The 15,486-nt window shown below is 71.5% G+C and carries 11 protein-coding genes; 6 read left to right on the forward strand and 5 right to left on the reverse strand.

All coding sequences use genetic code 11. The annotated features are described in order from the left end of the window. Positions 1–72 precede the first annotated feature (72 nt). The 4 genes from ACIF8S_RS17245 to ACIF8S_RS17260 all read left to right on the forward strand — a co-directional run bounded on the left by ACIF8S_RS17245 (position 73) and on the right by ACIF8S_RS17260 (position 3,138). Complete coding sequence (locus ACIF8S_RS17245; RefSeq protein WP_399999917.1) at positions 73–621, forward strand: RNA 2'-phosphotransferase; 549 nt, start codon at positions 73–75, stop codon at positions 619–621. Positions 622–640: 19 nt separating this feature from the next. Then, entirely contained in the window at positions 641–1,093 is a 453-nt protein-coding gene (locus tag ACIF8S_RS17250; RefSeq protein WP_399999918.1) for a hypothetical protein, read from the forward strand. Between the two features lie 156 nt (positions 1,094–1,249). Beyond that, a complete protein-coding gene (locus ACIF8S_RS17255; protein WP_399999919.1) occupies positions 1,250–2,152 on the forward strand; it encodes an LLM class flavin-dependent oxidoreductase in 903 nt (300 codons plus the stop codon). A 98-nt stretch (positions 2,153–2,250) separates the two neighbouring features. Continuing rightward, positions 2,251–3,138 carry an HAD hydrolase family protein gene (locus tag ACIF8S_RS17260; protein ID WP_399999920.1) on the forward strand — a complete coding sequence of 296 codons (888 nt, stop codon included), beginning with the start codon at positions 2,251–2,253 and terminating at the stop codon, positions 3,136–3,138. A 41-nt stretch (positions 3,139–3,179) separates the two neighbouring features. On the opposite strand, the gene ACIF8S_RS17265 is transcribed toward ACIF8S_RS17260, so the two are convergent. From ACIF8S_RS17265 to hisC, 5 genes are all read right to left on the reverse strand, one after another. Further along, positions 3,180–4,229 (reverse strand): peptidoglycan DD-metalloendopeptidase family protein, encoded by a 1,050-nt coding sequence (locus ACIF8S_RS17265; protein WP_399999921.1) that lies wholly within the window; start codon positions 4,227–4,229, stop codon positions 3,180–3,182. Between the two features lie 680 nt (positions 4,230–4,909). Further along, positions 4,910–8,479 (reverse strand): thiol reductant ABC exporter subunit CydD, encoded by a 3,570-nt coding sequence (cydD, locus tag ACIF8S_RS17270; RefSeq protein WP_399999922.1) that lies wholly within the window; start codon positions 8,477–8,479, stop codon positions 4,910–4,912. Positions 8,480–8,491: 12 nt separating this feature from the next. Continuing rightward, entirely contained in the window at positions 8,492–9,496 is a 1,005-nt protein-coding gene (gene cydB, locus ACIF8S_RS17275; protein ID WP_399999923.1) for a cytochrome d ubiquinol oxidase subunit II, read from the reverse strand. Positions 9,497–9,516: 20 nt separating this feature from the next. Then, a complete protein-coding gene (locus ACIF8S_RS17280) occupies positions 9,517–11,022 on the reverse strand; it encodes a cytochrome ubiquinol oxidase subunit I (protein WP_349795697.1) in 1,506 nt (501 codons plus the stop codon). A 237-nt stretch (positions 11,023–11,259) separates the two neighbouring features. Continuing rightward, a complete protein-coding gene (gene hisC / locus ACIF8S_RS17285; RefSeq protein WP_399999924.1) occupies positions 11,260–12,339 on the reverse strand; it encodes a histidinol-phosphate transaminase in 1,080 nt (359 codons plus the stop codon). A 438-nt stretch (positions 12,340–12,777) separates the two neighbouring features. Between hisC and ACIF8S_RS17290 the strand changes: the two genes are divergently transcribed. Next, entirely contained in the window at positions 12,778–13,890 is a 1,113-nt protein-coding gene (locus ACIF8S_RS17290; RefSeq protein ID WP_399999925.1) for a LacI family DNA-binding transcriptional regulator, read from the forward strand. 430 nt (positions 13,891–14,320) lie between these two features. Then, the gene (locus ACIF8S_RS17295) at positions 14,321–15,412 is read left to right on the forward strand and encodes a metallophosphoesterase (RefSeq protein ID WP_399999926.1); all 1,092 of its coding nucleotides are present in this window, start codon (positions 14,321–14,323) and stop codon (positions 15,410–15,412) included. The last annotated feature ends 74 nt before the right edge of the window (positions 15,413–15,486 follow it).

Genomic DNA, 15,486 nt, shown 5'->3' on the forward strand with positions numbered 1-15,486 from the left:
ACTTATCTGTGGATCAAACCTTCGGAAGTTAATCGATCGCGTGACGCGCGTCTCTCCCGGCAGTCTGAACAGATGAACGAAAGACGCACCGTTCAGGTGTCGAAGTACATCGCCCGGCATCTGCGCCATCAGCCCGGGCGGATCGGGCTGACGCCCGACGCGGCCGGCTGGGTCGAGATCGACAGCCTGCTCGCCGCGGCCTCCGCGCACGGCTTCCCGTTCACGCGCGAGGAGCTGGACCATGTCGTCGCCGCCAACGACAAGCGGCGCTTCGCCGTCGAAGGCACCCGGATCCGCGCCAGCCAGGGCCACAGCATCACCGTGGACCTCCAGCTGCCGCCGGCCGTTCCGCCGGCGTGGCTCTACCACGGCACCGTCGACCGGAATATGGAGGCGATCCGCGCCGAGGGGCTGCGGCCCATGAACCGGCACGCGGTGCACCTCTCCGCCGACCGGGAGACGGCGACCCGCGTCGGCGCCCGCCGGGGACGGCCGGTGGTGCTGTCGGTCGACGCGGGCGCCATGCACCGCGACGGTCACGTCTTCCAGGTCAGTGCCAACGGCGTATGGCTGACGGAGGCCGTACCGAGCCGCTGTCTGCGCCTCCCCGGCGGCCGGTAGGTAGGCCATGATCGGTGGCATGGACCACCTGCCGACCACCGAGGCCGCCGTCACCGCCCTTTGGTCCCTCGCCGACCGGTACGGGCGCGCGATCGAGGTCACCCACGACATCGGGGCGGACCGGACCTCGCGCCGCACCGCGGCCGGGGTCGGGGTGACCACCGACCCGGACGGCTCCCTGCCGCACGAGGCGTACATCGAGTTCGGCGGTCTGCCACGGGTGCGGGTCCGTCTCTACCCGGAGGACGACGCGTTGATCGACGTCGAAGGCGTCGAATGCCCCGACGTCCCCCGCGACGACGTCCCCGCCTTTCTGCGGTCCCTGTTCGACGGTCTGGCCTACGTCAAGGCCCGCCGTTTCCCGCCGGGCCACTTCCTGGTCGTGCCACTGCCGGGGGACCGCACACACAAGGAGTTCATCCCCTTGCTCGTCCTGACCCCGTGGCTGAGCGCACGGGTGCGGACGTCCTGATCGGAACGCGGCCCCGAAGACCACGAGAGCGCGGAATCGTGACGAGCATGCGATCGTCACGGGCCGCCCGGATGCCCTGACCTGCGCGGTGCCTGACGTACCCGGGGGCACGGAGCGTTTCACGTGAAACCGGTCGCGCCGCTTAGGCTCGGTGGCATGAGCCTGCGTCTGAGCACCGTGATCCTCCCGTACCGCCGCTGGCACGAGGGCACCCGTTCCGCCTGGGTGCGGGCCGAGGAGCTGGGCTTCCACGCCGGGTACACCTACGACCACCTGTCCTGGCGCAGCTTCCGTGACGGGCCGTGGTTCGGCGCCGTCCCGACCCTCACCGCCGCCGCGGCCGTCACCGAGCGCATGCGCCTGGGAACACTGGTGACCTCGCCCAACTTCCGGCACCCGGTCACCCTCGCCAAGGAGCTCATCTCCCTGGACGACATCTCCGGCGGCCGCGTCACCCTCGGCATCGGCGCGGGCGGCACCGGTTTCGACGCCACCGCCCTGGGCCAGGAGCCGTGGACCCCGCGCGAGCGCGCCGACCGCTTCGGCGAGTTCGTCCCCCTGCTCGACCGGCTGCTCACCGAGGACGCCGTGTCGTACGAGGGCGACTTCTACGCGGCGCACGAGGCGCGCAACATCCCTGGCTGCGTCCAGCGGCCCCGACTGCCGTTCGCGGTGGCGGCCACCGGACCGCGCGGACTGCGACTGGCGGCCCGCTACGGGCAGGCATGGGTGACGACGGGCGACCCGAGGCTGTACGAGAGCGGCACGCCCGAGCAGTCGGTTCAGGCCATTCGCGGGCAGGCCGAGAAACTCGCCGACGCCTGCGCCGAGACCGGCCGCGACGTCACCGAGCTGGACAAGATCCTGCTCACCGGCTTCACGCCGGACCGGGGCCGTCCGCTGGAGTCCCTGGACGCCTTCGTGGACTTCGCGGGCCGCCACGTCGAGCTGGGCATCAACGAGATCGTGCTCCACTGGCCCATCCCGGACTCCGACTTCGCCGCGGACCAGAAGGTCTTCGAACGCATCGCCATGGAAGCTCCGGCGCAGCTGCGGTGAGCGACGGAGGGTGCCGCCCGCCCGGGGCGGAGCGCGAAGCCGCTGGTGACGTCGGTAATCACTCAGATGTGCGGAGCCCCGCACGGGCGTGCGGGCATATGCGGGACAATGGCCGGGTGACCTCAGCGATCCGAGAGCCCGATTCCCTGGCCGCCACCACCCCGGCGCGGCTCATCGCCACCGACCTCGACGGCACCTTGCTGCGCGACGACAAGTCGGTGTCCCCGAGGACCGTCGCCGCACTGGCGGCCGCCGAGGAGGCGGGCATCGAGGTCTTCTTCGTGACCGGCCGCCCCGCCCGCTGGATGGACGTGGTCAGCGACCACGTGCACGGACACGGTCTCGCCATCTGCGGCAACGGCGCGGCCGTCGTCGACCTGCACGGCGGCCCCGGCGCGCACCGTTTCGTCAAGGTGCGCGAGCTGCCCCGCGGCAACGCGCTGGACGCGGTGCGCCTGCTGCGTGACGCCGCCCCCGGCACGGTGTACGCGGTCGAGCAGACCTTCGGCTTCCATCAGGAGCCGGCGTACCCGAAGCTGCACATGGAGGTCCCGGACAACCTGGCGCCCGCCGAGGAGCTGCTGGGCCCGGATTCCCCCGCCGCCGGTGAACCGGTGCTCAAGATCCTCGCCTACCACCCCGAGCTCGACCCCGACGCGTTCCTCACGCTGGGCCGGCTCGCCATCGGTGACCGCGCCAACGTCACCCGCTCCAGCCCCAGCGCCCTGCTGGAGATCAGCGGTCCCGGCGTCTCGAAGGCCAGCACGCTCGCGCTGTGCTGCGCCGAGCGCGGCATCTCGCACGAGGAGGTCGTCGCCTTCGGGGACATGCCGAACGACGTGGAGATGCTGACGTGGGCGGGCCGCTCCTACGCGATGGGCAACGCCCACCCGGACGTGCTCGCCGCCGCCTCGGGACGCACCGTCGCCAACAACGACGACGGTGTGGCCGTGGTGATCGAGCAGCTGCTGGACGAGCGGAGGTAGCGACGCGCGCCGGGGCCGTACCCCGGTCCCGGCCGGCCCGTTCAGAGGGGCACCCCGCGCCCTGACAGCCACTGCACGGGGTCCACGGCGGACCCCATCTCCGGGGTGACCCGCACCTCGAAGTGCAGATGCGGTCCCGTGGAGTTGCCGCTGGTACCGGACTGGCCGATCCACTGCCCGGGCGACACCCGGTCTCCCTGGTCCACGGCGACGGCGGCCAGATGCGCGTACTGGGTGTAGTAGCCGCCCGCGTGCTCGACCACGATCTCGATGCCGAAGGCACCGCCGCAGGACACCTTCACCACCCTGCCGTCACCCACGGCGCGCACCGGCGTCCCGATCGGCACGGCGAAGTCCTGTCCGGTGTGCCGCTTCGCCCAGCGCGCGCCGCCGCTGCCGTAGGAGGCGGACAGCTCGTAGGTCTCCACCGGTGCCACCCATCGGGTGGTGAACCCCGTCGGCGGCTGGTCGAGCCGGACGGCACCACGGCAGGCGCCCGCCGCCACGGAGGCGTCCGCCTCACCCTGGAGCCGCCACCGCGCCGTCTCCAGCTTCTGCTCGATGTCCCGCTTCAGGGTCGCCAGTTCCTCGTTGCGCTTCTCCAGCTTCTTCCACGCCGCCGCGGCCTCCGCCTCGTCCCGTGCCAGTGCGGCCTCGGCCTTCCGGCTGCGTTCGAGGGCCTGGTCCAGCGTCGTCTCCGCCTGGTGGACGACCCGCTGACCGCGCATCATCTGGTCCGGGTCGTCGGCGAGGAGCATGTGCGCCGTGAGCGGCAGCCCGCCGCCGTCCCGGTACTGGGAGCGGGCGATCCGGCCCAGGTCCTCGTGGAGCCCTGCCGTCTCCCGCCGTTCGCCGTCGAGCCGCTCCTCGAGTTCCTGCGCCCTGGCGCGCTGCTTCTCGGCCTCCTCCCGTCCGGCCTCGTACTGCTCGGTGGCTTTCGCCGCCTCCTCGTACAGCCGCGCCACCTCGTCGCTGACGGAGGAGGAGCCGTGTCCGGGTACGTGGTCGCCGTCGGCGGGCCTGGCCGCGAGCACGGCGAGCGCGCAGAACAGCACGGCGACGAGCAGCGGACGGCGGCGGGTGAGACGCATGACTGCGATCCTGGCCCCGCCCCGGGGCAAGAGGCTCGTTCACGTCGTGCACATGGGGGAGGACACACCCCCGGACGGATGCTTCGGCGACTTCCTGGACGTTCTGAGGCACTGACGGCGCGTCAACCTGGTGTCGCAACAACCACTTTTGAGAATCGAACTGAGGGTCAGACACTCCTCAGATCGAGTGTCCGACACCCGTGTGCCTGCGGAGGCCCGAGTGGTTCGGTGATTCTTGTAGCGCGCAAGCAACGGACTGCAGACCGACGGCTTGTGCATGTCCCCCGCGCGTCTCGGCGCGTGGAGCGTGCGTAGTCCCACGCACGTGATGCACACACAGGAGGATCTGCCATGAACGTTCTGACCGAGCTGCTCGCCGGTGTCGTCCACCTCGTGGGCTGGCTCGTCTGACGTCTCGGAGGGGGGGGGGCCGCCCCCCCCGCGGGGCGGCCCCCCCCCCCCGGCGGGGGGGCCGGGGGGGGCCGCGCCCCCCCCCCCCCCCCCCCCACCCCCCCCCCCCCCCCCGACCCCCCCCCCCCCCCGGGGTGAGCGCCAATCACGGGCCGGCCGGGGGGGGGGGGGGGGGGGGCCCCCGGGGGGGGGGGGGGGCGGGGCGGGGGGGGGGGGGCCCCCCCCCCCCCCCGGGGGGCCCGCCCCCCTCCTGCGTGCGGGCGCGCCGGCTAGGACAGCGCCACCAGAGATCCCGCCTGCTCCTCCCGCAGCGCCATGTCCCGCAACGGCCCTTCGGTGGAGACGAGGTCCGCGTACGTCCCGCGCTGCGCGACCCGTCCGCCGTCCAGCACGATCACCTCGTCCACCGCCTCCAGGCCGGCCAGCCGGTGGGTGACGAGCACAGTGGTACGGCCCTCGGTGGCGGCCAGCAGGTCGGCGGTGAGGGCGTCCGCGGTCGGCAGGTCGAGGTGCTCGGCGGGCTCGTCCAGGACCAGCACGGGGAAGTCGGCGAGCAGGGCCCTCGCCAGGGCGAGCCGCTGCCGCTGGCCACCGGAGAGCCGGGCGCCGTGCTCGCCGACGAGCGTGTCCAGCCCGTCGGGCAGCCCGTCGGCCCAGTCCAGCAGCCGGGCCCGGCCGAGGGCGTCGCGCAGCTCGTGCTCGGTCGCGTCCTTCCTGGCCAGCAGCAGGTTCTCCCGGACGGAGCTGTTGAACAGGTGCGCGTCCTGCGCGCACAGACCGACCAGCCGGCGCACGTCGTCCCCGTCCAGGGCGTACGCGTCCACACCCGCGAGCGTGTAGCCGCCGACGGCCGGGTCCAGGAACCGCAGCAGCACCTGGGCCAGCGTGGTCTTGCCGGACCCTGAGGGGCCCACCACCGCGACACGGCGCCCCCGCTCCAGCGTCAGGTCCAGCCCGGCGAGCGCGTCCCGGTCCTGCCCGGGATGGCGGGCCGTGAGCCCCTTGAGGGTGAGCGGGAACGGTGACGCGGGGGCCTGCCGGGGCGCGGCGGGCTCACGCACCGGCGCCGGGGCGTCCAGGACCTCGTACACGCGCTCGGCGCTGCGGCGCACCCGCTGCCGGTAGCGCACGGCGAGCGGCATGCCGAGAACCGCCTCGAACGCGGCCAGCGGGGTGAGGACCACCACCGCCAGGGCCACGCCGTCGAGCCGGCCGGATTCCACACCGTGCACCCCGACGAGGGCGGCGGCCGCAACGGTCAGACCGGATATCAGCGCGGTGAGCCCGTCGCCGAGCCCGGTGGCGGCGGCGGACCGCGAGGCGATGCGGGTAAGGGTGCCGTCGGCCCGGCGGGTCTCGGCCGACCGCGCGGGCAGGGCGCCGGCGACGGTCAGCTCGGGGGTGCCGGTGAGCAGGTCGGTGACCCGGGTGGCGAGAACGCCGCGGGCCGGTGCCAGCCTGCGCTCGGTGTGCCGGGCGACGGCAGCGGTGAGCAGGGGGACGCCGGCGCCCGCCGCCAGCAGCCCGGCCGCGAGCACGGCACCGGCCTCGGGCAGCAGCCACGCGGTGAAGCCGACGGACAGGGCGGAGACGGCGACGGCGGCACCGGCCGGCAGCAGCCAGCGCAGCCAGTAGTCCTGGAGCACGTCCACGTCGGAGACCAGCCGGGTCAGCAGATCGCCCCGGCGGGTACCGCGCAGGCCGGCGGGCGCCAGCCGTTCCAGCCGCCGGTACACCGCGACCCGGGTGTCCGCCAGCATCCGCAGGACGGCGTCGTGGGACACCAGCCGCTCGGCGTACCGGAACACGGCCCGGCCGATGCCGAAGGCCCGCGTCGCGGTGACGGCCATCATCAGGTAGAGCACGGGCGGCTGTTCCGAGGCCCGGGAGATCAGCCATCCGGACGTCGCCATGAGCCCGACGGCGCTGCCCAGGGCGAGCGTGCCGAGGAACAACGCGAGCGTGATCCTCCCCCGCCGGGCGCCGGACAGGGCGCGGACCCGGGTCAGCACACGGCTCCCGGAGGCGTCTCGCAGTGAGAAGTCGTTCCTCGACGGGTGGGGTGCCGGCGCAGGGCGGTCCTGCGACGCCGGGCCGACGCCCGGCCGGCTGCCGTCCGCCGGTGCGTGCTCCGTGATGGCGCCGGCAGCAGTGCCCGCCCCGGCACCGGCTGTCGTGGGCACGGGCTCGTCGTAGGCCTGTACGGCATCGGGTGCCGTCAGCCGGACCACCCGGTCGGCGACCGCGAGCAGCGCCGGACGGTGCACGACCAGCAGCACCGTCCGGCCGGCCGCCAGCCGCCGCACCGCCGCCACGACCTCGGCCTCCGTGGCACCGTCCAGGGCGGCCGTCGGTTCGTCGAGCAGCAGCACCGGCCGGTCCGCGAGGAACGCCCGGGCCAGCGCGAGGCGCTGCCGCTGTCCGGCGGAGAGTCCCGTGCCGTCCTCGCCCAGCATGCTGTCGGCCCCGTCGGGCAGGGCGTCCACGAAGTCCAGCGCCCCCGCGTCCCCCAGGGCCCGCCGCACCGCGTCGTCGTCGGCGTCGGGACGGGCCAGCCGTACGTTCTCGGCGATCGTCCCGGCGTACAGATGCGGCCGTTGCGGCACCCAGGCGATGTGACGGTGCCACTCGGCGAGGTCGAGTCCGGTGAGGTCGGCGCCGCCGACGCTCACCCGTCCCGCGTCGGGGCGGACGAAGCCCAGCAGCACGTTCAGCAGGGTCGACTTGCCGGCTCCGCTCGGCCCGACGAGGGCGACCGTCTCGCCGGGGGCGACGGTGAAGGACACGTCCGACACGGCGTCCGTACGCCGCCCGGGGTACCGGACCGTCACGTTCTCGAAGGAGACGGCACCCTGCGGCACCGCGTCCTTCCCGGCGGCGGGGAGGGGTGTCTCCAGCACCGTGAAGATCTCCTCGGCCGCACCGAGCCCTTCGGCCGCCGCGTGGTACTGGGCACCGACCTGGCGCAGCGGCAGGTACGCCTCCGGCGCCAGGATGAGGATGAGGAGACCTGTGTACAGATCCAGTTCGCCGTACACGAGGCGCATGCCGATGGTCACGGCGACCAGCGCCACCGAGAGGGTGGCGAGCAGTTCCAGTGCGAAGGACGAGATGAAGGCGATCCGCAGCGTCCGCAGGGTCGCCCGCCGGTACTCGTCGGTGATCCTGCGGATCGACTCGGCCTGGGCCTTGGCCCGGCCGAACACCTTCAGCGTCGGCAGCCCTGCGACGACATCCAGGAAGTGCCCGGACAGGCGGGACAGCATCAGCCACTGACGGTCCATGCGGTTCTGTGTGGCCCAGCCGATCAGCACCATGAAGACGGGGATGAGCGGCAGGGTGCCCACGATGATCGCCGCCGAGACCCATTCCTCGGTGACGATCCGTGCCAGGACGGCCGCCGGCACGACCACCGCGAGGCCCAACTGGGGCAGGTACCGCGAGAAGTAGCCGTCGAGGGCGTCGACGCCCCGGGTCGCCAGGGTGACCAGCGAACCGGTGCGCTGCCCGTCCAGCCACCCCGGCCCCAGCGCCGTGGCCCGGTCCAGCAGCCGGCCCCGCAGCTCCGACTTCACGGCGGCGCTCGCCCGGTGCGCGGCCCGTTCGGTCAGCCAGCCGACCAGCCCGCGGCCGGCCGCGACCGCGACGAGCAGCAGCAGCGGTGTGCGCAGCTCACCGACGGACCGGCCGTCCTGGAAGGAGCCGACCACGATCTCGGCGATGAGCATGGCCTGGGCGACGACCAGCCCCGCACCGACGGCCCCGAGACCGACGACCGCGGCGAGGAAGCCCCGGGTGGCGCGTGCGTACCGGACGAGGCGAGGGTCGATTGGTTTCACGTGAAACACACCTCAGTGCACGGGATCAGCGATGTGCTGGGTGCCGATCCGCTTACGGAAGACCCAGTAGGTCCAGCCCTGGTAGACCAGCACCAGCGGGGTGGCGATGACCGCGAGCCAGGTCATGATCTTCAGGGTGTACGGGCTGGAGGAGGCGTTGGTGACGGTCAGGCTCCACTCCGCGTCCAGCGTGGACGGCATGACGTTCGGGAAGAGCGTCAGGAAGAGCATGGCCACCGCGGCCACGATGGTGACGCCGGACAGGGTGAACGACCATCCCTCGCGCCCCGCCTGGTTGGCCACCAGGGCCGCGACCAACGAGGCGACCGCCACGACGAGGGCGATCAGGCTGGCCCCGTCACCCTTGTCGGCCTGCGTCCACAGCAGGAAGACCAGGGCCAGTGCGGCGGTGACGAGCCCTACGCGCAGGGCCAGCTTCCGTGCCCTCTCCCGGATGTCCCCGACCGTCTTGAGGGCCGTGAACACCGTGCCGTGGAAGGTGAACAGGGTCAGCGTGACCAGACCGCCCAGCAGGGCGTAGGGGTTGAGCAGGTCCCAGACGCTGCCCACGTACTCGAACCCGGCGTCGATCTTGACCCCGCGCACGATGTTCCCGAAGGCGACGCCCCACAGGAATGCCGGGAGCAGCGAGGTCCAGAAGATCGCCGTCTCCCAGTTGCGCTGCCAGTTCTCCTCGGGCCGCTTGGCCCGGTACTCGAAGGCGACACCCCGGACGATCAGGCAGATCAGGATGACCAGCAGCGGCAGGTAGAAGCCGGAGAAGAGGGTGGCGTACCACTCGGGGAAGGCCGCGAAGGTGGCGCCGCCGGCCGTGAGCAGCCAGACCTCGTTGCCGTCCCACACGGGTCCGATGGTGTTGATGAGCACCCGCTTCTCGGCGCGGTCGCGGGCCAGCAGCCGGGTCAGGACGCCGACCCCGAAGTCGAAGCCCTCCAGGAAGAAGTAGCCGGTCCACAGGACGGCGATGAGGACGAACCAGACGTCGTGCAGTTCCATGACAGTGCAGCTCCCTCGGCCTAGTACGAGAAGGCCATCGGCTTGTCGGCGTCACGGACGTCGCCGCCGAGCTTCGTGGGCGGGTTGAGGTCGGAGTCGCTGAGCTCGGGCGGCCCCGCCTTGACGTACTTGACGAGCAGCCGGACCTCGATGACGGCCAGGACGGCGTAGAGCAGGGTGAAGGCGGTCATCGAGGTGATGACCTCGGCCTGGGACACGCCGGGGGAGACCGCGTCCTCGGTGCGCATCACGCCGTAGACGACCCAGGGCTGACGGCCCATCTCGGTGAAGATCCAGCCCCAGGCGTTGGCGATCAGCGGGAAGGCCATCGTCCACACCGCGGCCAGCCAGTAGAGCCGGGTCAGCCGGGAGCCCAGCGGCTTCTTCAGCAGCACCAGGTGCGGGACCTCGTCCTCACCGGTCCGGTACGCGGCCGGCAGCAGGAACTTCTTCCGGGTCAGCCACAGCCCCAGCAGGCCCACCGAGAAGGAGGCCATGCCGAACCCGATCATCCAGCGGAAGCCCCAGTAGGCGACGGGCACGATGGGCTTGTAGTCACCGGGTCCGAACTTCTCCTGCAGTTCCTTGTTGGTGTCGTTGATGCCGGGCACGTACGACTCGAAGTCGCTGTGGGCGAGGAAGGACAGCAGACCGGGGATCTCCAGGGCGACCTCGTTGTGCCCCTTGTCGACGTCGCCGTAGGCGAAGACGGAGAAGGGCGCCGGCTCCTCGCCGTCCCAGAGGGCCTCGGCGGCAGCCATCTTCATCGGCTGCTGCTCGTACATGACCTTGCCGAGGGTGTCGCCGCTGATCGCGGTGAGCAGACCGCCGACCGCCAGGGTGACGAGGCCGAGCCGCAGCGAGGTGCGCATCACCGGGATGTGCTTCTTGCGCAGCAGGTGGAAGGCCGCGATGCCCACCATGAAGGCGCCGCCGGTGAGGAAGGCCGCCGAGAAGCTGTGGAAGACCTGGTTGAGCGTGGTGTTCTGGGTGAGCACCAGCCAGAAGTCGGTGAGCTCGGCGCGGCCCTTCTCCCCGTTGATCCGGTAGCCGACCGGGTGCTGCATCCAGGAGTTGGCCGCGAGGATGAAGTACGCCGACAGCAGCGTGCCGATCGAGACCATCCAGATGCAGGCCAGGTGAATCTTCTTCGGCAGACGGTCCCAGCCGAAGATCCACAGGCCGATGAAGGTGGACTCGAAGAAGAAGGCGATCAGCGCCTCGAAGGCGAGCGGGGCACCGAAGACGTCCCCGACGAACCGCGAGTAGTCGGACCAGTTCATGCCGAACTGGAACTCCTGCACGATACCGGTGACGACGCCCATCGCGATGTTGATCAGGAAGAGCTTGCCCCAGAACTTCGTCGCCCTGAGGTACTTCTCCTTCTCCGTCCGCACCCAGGCGGTCTGCAGCCCCGCGACGAGGGCGGCGAGCGAGATCGTCAGGGGAACGAAGAGGAAGTGGTAGACGGTGGTGATACCGAACTGCCATCGCGCCAGGGTCTCCGGCGCCAGAGCCAGATCCACGTCGTCGCTCCTTACTTCGCCGTGGTGCAGCAGTCGCGCGACCCCGTCATGCCCGGCCATCTCGGGAGGAACGGGATGCGCTTGTGAACGCGTTCACATTCACAAGCAATTATGACCTACTGCTTTTCCGACCCGGAAGGGGGGTGCCATGTGACGTCAACCCCCTTCCGGGCGGCTCCGGACACACGAAGGCGGCCGGCGGATGAACCGCCGGCCGCCCAGGAACCGCAGGGGCTCTCAGCCCTCCTGGCGGAAGTCCCCCGCCACCTTGAGGAAGATGTCGTTCGCCTCCGTCTCGCCGACGGTGACCCGCACGCCCTCCCCGGGGAACGGCCGGACCACCACGCCCGCCTGTTCACACGCCTGCGCGAACGGCACGGTGCGCTCCCCCAGCCGCAGCCACACGAAGTTGGCCTGGCTCTCGGGCACGGTCCAGCCCTGGGAGCGCAGTCCGTCCATCACCCGGTTGCGCTCGCAGACCAGGGAGCCGACCCGCCCGATCAGCTCGTCCTCGGCCCGCAGTGAGGCGATCGCCGCCTCCTGGGCGATCTGGCTCACCCCGAACGGCACCGCCGTCTTGCGCAGCGCCGCGGCCACCGGCTCGTGGGCGATGGCGAAACCGACGCGCAGCCCGGCGAGGCCGTACGCCTTGGAGAACGTCCGCAGCACGCAGACGTTGGGCCGCTCCCGGTAGATCTCCACACCGTCCGGCACCTCGGGGTCCCTGATGAACTCGCGGTACGCCTCGTCCAGCACCACCAGGACGTCGTCGGGCACCCGGTCGAGGAACCGCTCCAGCTCGGCCCGGCGCACCACCGTGCCGGTCGGGTTGTTGGGGTTGCAGACGAAGATCAGCCGGGTCCGGCCGGTGATCGCGTCGGCCATCGCGTCCAGGTCGTGCACGTCACCTTCGGTCAGCGGCACCTTCACGGAGGTGGCACCGCTGATCTGCGTGATGATCGGGTACGCCTCGAAGGAGCGCCAGGCGTAGATCACCTCGTCACCCGGGCCCGAGGTGGCCTGCAGCAGCTGCTGGGCGACGCCGACCGAACCGGTGCCCGTGGCCACGTGCGACACCGGCACCGCGAAACGCTCGGCGATCTCCGCCGTCAGGGCGGTGCACGCCATGTCCGGGTAGCGGTTGAAGACGGCGGCCGCGGCCGTCACGGTCTCCATCACACCGGGCAGCGGCGGGTAGGGGTTCTCGTTGGAGGACAGCTTGTACGCCACCGGCCCGTCGGCCGCGGCGGGCTTGCCCGGCTTGTAGGTGGGGATCCCCTCCAGCTCGGCGCGCAGCTTGGGGCTCGTCTCGCTCACCGCAGTCCTCCTCGCGAAGACCGGCGGCCCATGACCGCCGCCGACATCCAATACTCCTCACCTTATGAGGATTCGGCGCCGCTGCGTATAGGGGAGGCGACCGCTCCCGCTTTCCCGTCCGTCACAGTGACAACACGGGCAACATCGCCCGAACGGGTAGGAACGGCGTGCGACCCAGGGGCGCGCCGCACATATATCTACGCGCCGGTAGTTCGCGCCGTGGCGCGCATCGCCCGTGCAGGTGAGTTGAGACCTCTTCGCAACATCACACCCTCGCCAGGCGCGCATGCACGGACACGACAGGGACTGGTATTGGAACGTTCAACACCCATTGTTTCGCAGGCGATTGAGGTTAAATGATCATGCAGAAACGTGCCTGTCAACGCGTGCATATGCGTCCGCCCTACCCCACCGAATGAGCCCTACTATCGGCTCGCCATGACAGCAGCAGGGAAGCACCAGGTGAGCCGCGCGGAAACCTCACGCCGAGGCAGCCGGCCGGGTCGAGCGGGCATCAGGGACGTGGCCGCCGCCGCCGGAGTCTCCATCACGACCGTCTCCGACGCCCTCAACGGCAAGGGCCGGCTCCCGGACGCCACCCGGCGCCACGTCCGCGAGGTGGCCGACAGACTGGGGTACCGCCCCTCGGCCGCCGCCCGTACGCTCCGCACCGGGAAGTCAGGACTCATCGGCCTGACCGTGACGACGTACGGGGATGAACCTTTCACCTTCACCGAGTTCGCGTACTTCGCCGAGATGGCACGGGCCGCCACCTCCGCCGCGCTCGCCCGCGGCTACGCCCTCGTCATCCTGCCCGCGACCTCCCGTCACGACGTGTGGTCCAACGTCGCCCTGGACGGCACGGTCGTCATCGACCCCTCCGACCACGACCCGGTCGTCAGCGAGCTGGTCCGCCAGGGCTTACCCGTCGTCTCCGACGGCCGCCCGACCGGCTCGCTGCCGGTCACGGCCTGGGTCGACAACGATCACGAGGCCGCCGTCCTCGGCATCCTCGACCACCTCGCCGACGCCGGCGCCCGCCGCATCGGCCTGCTCACCGGCACCACCACCGACACGTACACCCACCTGTCGACCACCGCGTACCTGCGCTGGTGCGAGCGCGTGGGCCAGGACCCGGTGTACGAGGCCTACCCGGCGCACGACCCCTGCGCGGGCGCCGTAGCCGCCGACCGACTGCTCGCCCGGCCCGACCGCCCCGACGCGGTTTACGGCCTGTTCGACCCCAACGGCACCGACCTGCTCGCCGCGGCCCGGCGCTACGGCCTGCGTGTGCCGGAGGACCTGCTCCTCGTCTGCTGCAGCGAGTCCACCGTCTACGCGAACACCGAGCCGCCCGTCACGACGCTCTCCCTGAAACCGCGGCGGATCGGCACGGCGGTGGTGCAACTGCTGATCGACGCCATCGAGGGGGTCGACTCCGACCAGCCGGTCGAGCAGGTGATACCGACCGAGCTGATCGTGCGCACCTCCTCGCAGCGCCGGCCGCCGCGTACGACGGTCAGCCCGCCGAGGTCCCCGCGGGGGACATGAGCACCCGGGGGCGCGACGTGCGGGTGACCAGGGGTGGAGCCCCGCTTCCGGAGGGGTGAGGCGAGGCGGTCCCCCGGCCCGCTCGAGGGTTCCCGGGGAAGGAACGGACCGGCCCGTCCGCGGCAGGGCGGTCCGGTCGCCAGGGGCGGACGTCAGGGGGATGCCGGGTTCCGGGGGTCGGAACAGGATGATCGGATGATCACGGAATGGCCGGATCGAGCGGTCACGCCGACGGCCGGCCGTGGGAACGGATCCGCCTCCGGACGTCCGGAGACCGGAGCAAACGGGACGAAAACCCCGGCGAACCGGAGTCCTGTTCTGATTCACCACCCCTGGGTCATCACACGGCGCGATCCGCATTCCTATGATGGGCCCACGACACCGCGGGCCGCTGCGACCAGGCAGTCCGACGCGGTGCAGATGCGGCGCGATGGTGGAGGGGTCGATGACTCAGGGGGCCGGTCAGGGACCCGAGGTGGAGCGGACGGCGACGTTGCGCGACTTCCGGGTGCCCGCGTACGTCCACGAGACCGGTCCGTACGTCCAGAGCACGCACCCCGGCGACGTCGTCCCGCCGGCCGACGAGGCCTGTCCGGAGGGGTACACGCCCACCCAGCGGGACCTCCCCGTCATCAATCGGGGTGACACTGTCCAGGTGACCGTCGACCCCGTGCCCGTTCCCGCCCCGCAGCCCGCCAACGGCAAGGGCCCGCTGTACGTGGTCGGTGACGTCCACGGCTATCTGGACGAGCTGCTGGCCGCCCTGCGGGAACAGGGCCTCGTCGACTCCGCGGGCCAGTGGTGCGCCGGCACCGCGCGGCTGTGGTTCCTCGGCGACTTCACCGACCGCGGTCCGGACGGCATCGGCGTCATCGACCTGGTGATGCGGCTGTCCGCCGAGGCCGCGGCGGCGGGCGGCTACTGCAAGGCCCTCATGGGCAATCACGAACTGCTGCTGCTCGGCGCCAAGCGGTTCGGCGACACACCGGTGAACTCCGGCGCGGGCACCGCCACCTTCCAGGCGGCCTGGCTGCTCAACGGCGGACAGAAGACCGACATGGACCGCCTCCAGGACCACCACCTCGCGTGGATGGCGCGCCTCGACGCCGTCGAGGAGGTCGACGGCCACCTGTTGCTGCACTCCGACACCACCGCCTACCTCGACTACGGCCGCTCGATCGAAGAGGTCAACGACACGGTCCGCGAGACCCTCACCCGCAACGACGCCGACGAGGTCTGGAACCTGTTCCGCAAGTTCACCAAGCGCTTCTCCTTCCGTGACGAGGGCGGCGCCGAAGCGGTGCGCTCCCTCCTGGATACGTACGGCGGCACCCGGGTCGTTCACGGCCACAGCCCGATCCCGTATCTGCTGGGCGAAGTCGGCTCCGAGGACACCGAGGACGACAACGGCCCCGTGGTGGCCGAACCTCATGTGTACGCCGACGGTCTGGCCATCGCGATGGACGGCGGCGTGACGATGGCCGGGAAACTGCTGGTCCGGCAACTGCCGCTGCCCGTCTGAGCGTTGCGCGGGCCGTCCCCCGGCGGTCCGTGACCGCACGCCGGGGACGGCAATTTCGGTAAACCCCCTGTCAC

Source organism: Streptomyces sp. NPDC085937, from assembly GCF_044540535.1.
Classification (GTDB): Bacteria; Actinomycetota; Actinomycetes; order Streptomycetales; family Streptomycetaceae; genus Streptomyces.